The sequence below is a fragment of the Hydrogenophaga electricum genome (assembly GCF_030160815.1).
Lineage (GTDB): Bacteria > Pseudomonadota > Gammaproteobacteria > Burkholderiales > Burkholderiaceae_C > Hydrogenophaga > Hydrogenophaga electricum.
In genome coordinates this window covers 1-7014 of the sequence record NZ_BSPB01000096.1, presented here as the reverse complement: position 1 = coordinate 7014, position 7014 = coordinate 1, and the positions used below count along the sequence as shown (strand labels likewise).

At 67.6% G+C, this 7014-nt stretch carries 7 protein-coding genes and 1 pseudogene; 6 read left to right on the top strand and 2 right to left on the bottom strand.

Annotated features, from left to right (window positions below; genetic code table 11):
- Positions 1-173, bottom strand: a 173-nt coding sequence (locus tag QQK43_RS22440) for a thiolase family protein (RefSeq protein ID WP_502260863.1), incomplete at its 3' end; no start/stop codon positions are given.
- Between the two features lie 38 nt (positions 174-211).
- On the opposite strand from QQK43_RS22440, the gene QQK43_RS22435 reads away from it, so the two are divergent.
- Positions 212-649 (top strand): DUF1841 family protein, encoded by a 438-nt coding sequence (locus QQK43_RS22435; RefSeq protein ID WP_234266240.1) that lies wholly within the window; start codon positions 212-214, stop codon positions 647-649.
- Positions 650-718: 69 nt separating this feature from the next.
- Here QQK43_RS22435 and QQK43_RS22430 read toward each other — a convergent pair whose 3' ends face one another.
- On the bottom strand, positions 719-1387 hold the full coding sequence (locus tag QQK43_RS22430) for a c-type cytochrome (RefSeq protein ID WP_234266241.1): 669 nt from the start codon (positions 1385-1387) through the stop codon (positions 719-721).
- Between the two features lie 130 nt (positions 1388-1517).
- Between QQK43_RS22430 and QQK43_RS22425 the strand changes: the two genes are divergently transcribed.
- The 5 genes and pseudogenes from QQK43_RS22425 to QQK43_RS22405 form a co-directional block, all read left to right on the top strand.
- Positions 1518-2372: an AAA family ATPase gene (locus QQK43_RS22425; protein WP_284309531.1), complete on the top strand. Its 855-nt coding sequence runs from the start codon at positions 1518-1520 to the stop codon at positions 2370-2372.
- The gene (locus tag QQK43_RS22420; protein WP_284309530.1) at positions 2369-2962 is read left to right on the top strand and encodes a GNAT family N-acetyltransferase; all 594 of its coding nucleotides are present in this window, start codon (positions 2369-2371) and stop codon (positions 2960-2962) included. Before QQK43_RS22425 ends, QQK43_RS22420 begins: the two co-directional genes overlap by 4 nt.
- A gap of 13 nt (positions 2963-2975) precedes the next feature.
- Positions 2976-4163: a vWA domain-containing protein gene (locus QQK43_RS22415; RefSeq protein ID WP_234266244.1), complete on the top strand. Its 1188-nt coding sequence runs from the start codon at positions 2976-2978 to the stop codon at positions 4161-4163.
- A 7-nt stretch (positions 4164-4170) separates the two neighbouring features.
- The gene (locus tag QQK43_RS22410) at positions 4171-6069 is read left to right on the top strand and encodes an autotransporter assembly complex protein TamA (RefSeq protein ID WP_284309529.1); all 1899 of its coding nucleotides are present in this window, start codon (positions 4171-4173) and stop codon (positions 6067-6069) included.
- Between the two features lie 2 nt (positions 6070-6071).
- Positions 6072-7014: pseudogene (locus QQK43_RS22405) on the top strand (hypothetical protein); the annotation flags it as partial.

The following is a 7014-nucleotide window of genomic DNA, read 5'->3' as shown; positions in this document are numbered from 1 at the left end:
TTGGCACAGCCGTAGATGACGTCGCTCAGGGCGGCCCAGTCCACGCCGGGGTTGCGGGCCATGAGGGCTTTGAGCGGGATGGCGCCGAGGTCGTCGGTGCGCACGCTGCTGAGGGCGCCGCCGTAGCGGCCAAAGGGGGTGCGGATCGCGTCGCAGATGAAGGCTGGGGGCATGCAATGTCTCCTCGAAAACATGCAGGATAATGCATCCCATGTTCAGCCCCTCTCAAGCCGATGTCCGGCGCTTCTTTTGCGCGGTCCACGCCAAGCAGTTGGCTGGCGAAACCATGGAGGCCATCGAAGTGCTGGCTGGCCAATGGATCGGTGAGCACCCCGAATACCACGCCACACTGGCCGATGTGGACGCCGCCCTGGCGCAACTGGGCCAGCCGGGCGACGGCACGCAGGACAACCCCTTCCTGCACCTGTCCATGCACCTGTCGATCAGCGAGCAGTGCAGCATCGACCAGCCTCCGGGCATCCGCCAGGCCGTGGAACTGCTGGCCGCGCGCCGGGGCGACCTCCACGTGGCGCATCACGAGGTGATGGAATGCCTGGGCCGCATGATCTGGGAAAGCCAGCGCGCCGGGCGTCCGCCGGACGGACAGGCCTATATCGACGAAGTCCGCCGCCGCGCCACACGCGACTGAGGCACAAAAAAAGCCACCCCATGAGGTGGCTTTTTCACGCGGCGTGCCGGCAACCCGGCCCGCACGCGTTCAGCGGAAACGCGATTGCGGCACCGTCTGCAGGTCGCCGTCGAGCGTGCTCAGGTACTTGGTGATCTCGCGCATTTCGGCCGGCTTGAACTGCTTGGCAATGCCCGCCATGACGCCGTTGGAGCGGCCCACCACGTTGTTGCCTTCGACCGTGTAGGCCTTGAGCGCGACGTAGAGGTAGTCGGCGTGCTGGCCGGCGATCTTGGGGTAGCTCGGGTCGATCGGCTTGGCGAAGTTGGCCCCGTGGCAGGACGCGCAGGCGCCCTTTTCAATCAGCGCCGCGGCCGTGGCACTGGCCGTCTTGGGCGTGTCGGCCGGCGTCTGACCGGCCTGGCTGGCGTAGAACGCCGCCAGGTCGGCCATGTCCTGCTCGGACAGCGAGCCGGCGATGCCGCGCATGGTCGGGTGCTTGCGGTCACCCTTCTTGTAGGCATTCAGCGCGGACACGATGTACGCACCGTTCTGGCCCGAAATCTTCGGTACCTTGTGGATCTCGGGGAAGCTGTTCTGGTAGCCGGGGATGCCATGGCACCCGATGCACATCTCGGCCTTCTTGTGACCTGCCTGCACATCACCGGTCACGCCCTGGGCATGCGCAGTCAGCGTTGCCGCGGAAAGGGTCGCAACGGCGACAACGGTACGGACGATCGTGGGCAACAGTGAATTCATTTTGCAAGCACAATGAAATGGTCGATTGATAAAAATCAACAGTCGATTATATAGACTAGGTTATCAGCTCAAGCTTATTGATAACCCTGAGCCAGACCCCTCCAGTCCCCTTCGCGTCACCTGCCCATCCATGAAATTCCAAGGCTCTGAAAACTACGTCGCCACCCAGGATCTGATGCTGGCCGTCAACGCCGCCATCACGCTCAAGCGCCCCCTGCTCGTCAAGGGCGAGCCCGGCACCGGCAAGACCATGCTGGCGGAAGAAGTGGCGCAGGCGCTGAACATGCCGCTGCTGCAGTGGCACATCAAGAGCACCACCAAAGCGCAGCAGGGTCTGTACGAATACGACGCGGTGAACCGTCTGCGCGACAGCCAGCTCAACACCGCCGACAGCGCCCAGCGCGTGCAGGACATCCGCAACTACATCGTGCAGGGCGTGCTGTGGCAGGCCTTCACCGCCGACCAGCCGGTGGCGCTGCTGATCGACGAAATCGACAAGGCCGACATCGAGTTCCCCAACGACCTGCTGCGCGAGCTCGACCGCATGGAGTTCTACTGCTACGAAACGCGCGAGCTCATCAAGGCCAAGCACCGGCCCCTGGTGTTCATCACCTCGAACAACGAGAAGGAGCTGCCCGACGCCTTCCTGCGCCGCTGCTTCTTCCACTACATCAAGTTCCCCGAAGCCGACACGATGAAGAAGATCGTGGACGTGCACTTCCCCGACCTCAAGCAGGACCTGCTGACGGCGGCCATGAAGACCTTCTACGACGTGCGCAACCTGCCCGGCCTCAAGAAGAAGCCCTCTACCTCCGAACTGATCGACTGGCTCAAGCTGCTGATGGCCGAAGACATCCCGGTCGAAGCGCTGCAAAGTGCCGACAGCAAGGTCAGCATCCCGCCGCTGGTGGGCGCCCTGCTCAAGAACGAACAGGACACCACGCTGTTCGAAAAGCTGGTGTTCATGAACCAGCGCAACCGGTGATGTTCGTCCAGCCCGTCACCCTCCGCGACCACGGCCTGCGCCTGGAGCCCCTGGCGCTGGCGCACGAAGACGGCCTGCGCGCCGCTGCGGCCGACGGCGAACTCTGGACCCTGCGGGTCACCTCGGTGCCCGAGCCTGAGAACACCCGCGCCTACATCGAAACCGCGCTGAAGATGCGCGAAGAAGGCCACCGCTTCGCGTTCGCCGTGATCGACGACGCCAGCGACCGCGTGCTCGGCAGCACCAGCTACCACGACATCGTGCCGGCCGTGCAGCGGGTCGAGATCGGCTGGACCTGGTACGCCCGCAGCGTGCAGCGCAGCCACGTCAACACCACCGCCAAGCTGCTCATGATGGGCCACGCCTTCGACACCCTGGGCTGCCGCGTGGTGGGCTGGCGCACCGACAACTACAACTTCGCCAGCCAGCGCGCCATCGAACGCCTTGGGGCCCAAAAAGACGGCGTGCTGCGCGGCCACGCGCTGCGCCGCGACGGCACCATCCGCGACACCGTCATGTACAGCATGACCGCCGGCGAATGGCCCGAGGCCCGGGCGCAGTTGCTGTACCTGCGTGGGCGGCACGGCTGAACGGAGCATTGCCATGCTGATCGACTTCTTCTACACCCTGCGCGCGGCCAAGCTGCCGGTGTCGGTCAAGGAATACCTGACGCTGCTGGAAGCCTTGAAGGCCGACGTGGTCGGGCCGACCAACCCGGACGCCTGCAGCATGGACGACTTCTACTTCCTCAGCCGCACCGCGCTGGTCAAGGACGAGAAGCACTACGACAAGTTCGACCGCGCCTTCGCCGCCTATTTCAAGGGCGTCGAGATGATCGCCGACTTCACCAAGCCCATTCCCGCCGACTGGCTGCGCCAGGAGATGGAGCGCATCCTCTCCGCGGAGCAGAAGGCCAACGCGCCCAAGATGGACTGGGACGAGCTGATGGAGACGCTGAAGAAGCGCCTCGAAGAGCAGAAGGAGCGCCACGAAGGCGGCAGCAAGTGGATCGGCACGGGCGGCACCTCGCCCTTTGGCCACGGCGGCCACAACCCGCAGGGCATCCGCATCGGCGGCAAGGGCGGCAACAAGTCGGCGGTGAAGGTGTGGGACCAGCGCGCCTACCGCGACTACGACGACACGCAGGAGCTGGGCACGCGCAACATCAAGGTGGCGCTGCGGCGGCTGCGCAAGTTCGCGCGCGAAGGCAACGACCTCGAACTCGACCTGCCCGACACCATCCGCGCGACGGCCGCCAATGCCGGCTATCTGGACATCAAGATGATTCCGGAGCGGCACAACAACGTGAAAGTGTTGCTGCTGATGGACGTGGGCGGCACCATGGACGAGCACATCCAGCGCGTGGAGGAGCTGTTCTCGGCCGTCAAGGGCGAGTTCAAGCACCTGGAGTTCTATTACTTCCACAACTGCGTGTATGACTACATGTGGAAGAACAACAAGCGCCGCTACGCGGAAAAATTCCCGACCTGGGACATCATCCGCAAGTACAACAAGGACTACAAGCTGATCTTCGTGGGCGACGCCACCATGAGCCCGTACGAAATCCTGCAGCCCGGCGGCAGCGTGGAATACAACAACGAAGAGGCCGGCGCCGAGTGGTTGCAACGGCTTACACATGCCTTCCCGAAATTCGCGTGGATCAATCCGGAACCTCAGGGCGTGTGGCAGTATCGACAGAGCATCAGCATCGTCCAGCAGCTCATGGGCCAGCGCATGTACCCGCTGACCCTCAAGGGCCTGGAAGAAGCGATGCGTCTGCTGTCGAAATGAACCACCGATGACCTTGCTCACCCCACGCGCCGTGGGCCGGGCGTGGGGCATGCTGCTGGCGGGCGTCTGCCTGGGGCAGCTCCCTGCGCCCGCCCAGGCCCAAGACCCGGCGTCTGAGGCGCCGGTCGAGGCCGCCGCTGCGGACACCCCGACCGCCCCGGAAGGCGACGCCGAGACGCGCCCGCGCTTCGACATCGACCTGGAGGCCCCCGACGAGCTGCGCGACCTGCTGCTGCGCCACATGGCCCTGCAGCGTTTCCGCACGCTGCCCGACCTGGACGCCGAAGAGCTGGACCGCCTGCTGGCGCAGGCGCGCACCGACATCGAAGGCCTGCTCGGCACCCAGGGCTATTTCGCGCCCGACATCCACATCGAACCGCCGGTGGCGGGTTCTGCGCCACTGGGCACGGTGCGGCTGCGGGTGCAGCCCGGTCCGGCCACGCGCGTGGCCGACGTGAACGTCTACTTCCGGGGCGACATTGCCCACCGCACGGATGCCGCGGCCCAGCGTGAAGGCATCACGGCGAACTGGTCACTGCAGACTGGCGAGCGTTTCACGCAGTCGGCCTGGTCGAGCGCCAAGGCCGACGCGCTGCGCAGCCTGACCACCCGCCGCTACCCGTTGGCCCGGGTCTACAACAGCCTGGCCGACATCGACCCGACCCAGCACGCCGCGCACCTGTCGGTCGAATTCGACTCCGGTCCGCCGGTGCAACTGGGCGCCCTGCGCATCGAAGGCGCCGAGCGCTACGACCCCGCCACCGTCCGCCACGTGCTGGCGCTGGCGGGCCTGCGCGAGGGCAGCGTCTACGACCTCGCCGTGCTGCAGACCGCGCAACAGCGCCTGTCGGAGACCGGCTACTACGAAGCCGCCTACGTCACCGTCGAGCCTTCGGCCAGCGGGGAACCCGCGACCGTGCTGGTGCAGTTGCGCGAAGCGCGCAAGCAGCAGCTGTCGGTGGGTATCGGTGCCAGCACCGACAACGGCGCGCGCTTCACGCTCGAACACACCCACCACCGCGTGCCCTATCTGGACTGGCGCAGCCAGCTCACGCTGAAGCTGGAGCGCAAGGACAGCGTGTTCCGCTCCGAATGGTCGTCGCCGCTGGCCGAAAACGGCTGGCGCTGGATCACCAGCGCGCAAGCCGCCCGCCAGCTGGACGGTCTGGAAACCACCACCAGCCAGCGGCTGCGCTGGGGCCGCTCGCAGGACGGCCAGTCGCTCGACCGCAGCTACTACCTGCAATACGACCGCGCCCGCACCGAACACGAAACCACCCGCGCCCTGGGCACCGACGGCTACGACGCGTCCGTGTCGGCCAACATGGCCTGGACCCAGCGCCGTTTCGATGCCCTGCCCTTCCCGCGTGCCGGATACGGCCTGGGGTTCGAGCTGGGCGTGGGCACCACGCTGGGCAGCGAACGCCAGCCCTTCACACGCGGCGAGGCCCGCTGGCTGGGCTACTGGCCGCTGTCCGACGAGGCCAGCAGCCGCGCCGGCCGGGTGGTGCTGCGGCTCGAAGGCGGGGCGGTCTGGGCCGCCGAGGATGCGCGCATTCCGCAAACCCTGCTGTTCCTCACCGGCGGCGACACCACGGTGCGGGGCTACAGCCTGCGCGCCATCGGCATCCCGCAAAGCGACGGTGGCGTCTCGCCAGGCCGCTACAAGGCCGTGGCCAGCGTGGAATGGCAGCGCCCCGTCGGCGCCCCGGGCGGCAACTGGGAACACGTGGTGTTCATCGACGCCGGCTCCATCACCGACAGCGTGAAAGACTGGCGCATCGACCGCGGCATCGGCACCGGCATCCGCTACAACAGCCCGGTCGGCCCGCTGCAGGTGGACCTGGCCTGGGGTGAGCGCACGCGCGCTTGGCGCCTGCATCTGAACGTGGGCTTCAACTTCTGACCATGGACCCCACGCACGCCGCACCGCCCCCCGCCACGCAGCCCCCGCCGCCGCCCGCTCGCCGCCCACGCGGCCGGTGGGCGCTGCGGGTACTGGGCATTTTCGGCACCCTGGCCGGCCTGCTGCTGGCCAGCCTGCTCGCGCTGTGGCTCTGGGCCGGCCGCGACGGCTCGCTGCCCCAGGCGCTGGAATGGGTGGCCGAGTGGAGCCAGAACCACCCCGACACCTTCGGCACGCTGACCGTGAGCGATGCCCGCGGCAGCCTGCGCGGCGGCGGCCACATCGGGCGCCTGCACTGGTCGCAGAACGGGCTCGACGTGCGGGCCGAGCAGGTGCAGGCGCCCTGGCACAGCGCGCTCTGGCTCGACGCCCTGACCGGCCAGGGCCTGCACCTGCCGCCGCTCAGCATCGGCACGTTGCGCATCGTGGACCAGCGCCCGCCCACCGCCACCCCGACCGAGCCGCTGCAGGCCCTGGAACTGCCCTTGCCCGTGAGCCTGGCCTGGCAGGTGGGGCAATTCAGCTACGGCAGCGATCCGGTCGCGCCCAGCGTCAGTCTGCAGGACCTGCGCGGCCGCTACCGCTACGGCGCTTTCACGCCCGATGCGGACCTGCCCACCGAAGGCCTGGCCGCCGGCCAGCCTGCGCACGCCCTGCACATCGAGCAGGTGCACCTCGCCCAGGGGCAATACCAGGCCACCGCCGTGCTGGGCGCGCAAGCCCCCATGCCCCTGGCGCTGCAACTGACCGGGCTCGCCACGCTCGACCGCCCGGACGCCCCACCGCTGGCGCTGAACGCCCAGGCCCAGGCGACGGGCACGCTGGCCGGCGCTGCCGCCCAGCTGCAGGTGACCGCGGCCCTCGCGCCGGCCGATGGCAGCCAGGACATCGGCCTCGACGCCCTGGCCGAGATCCTGCCGTGGGCCCCGCTCCCGCAGCCGGTGC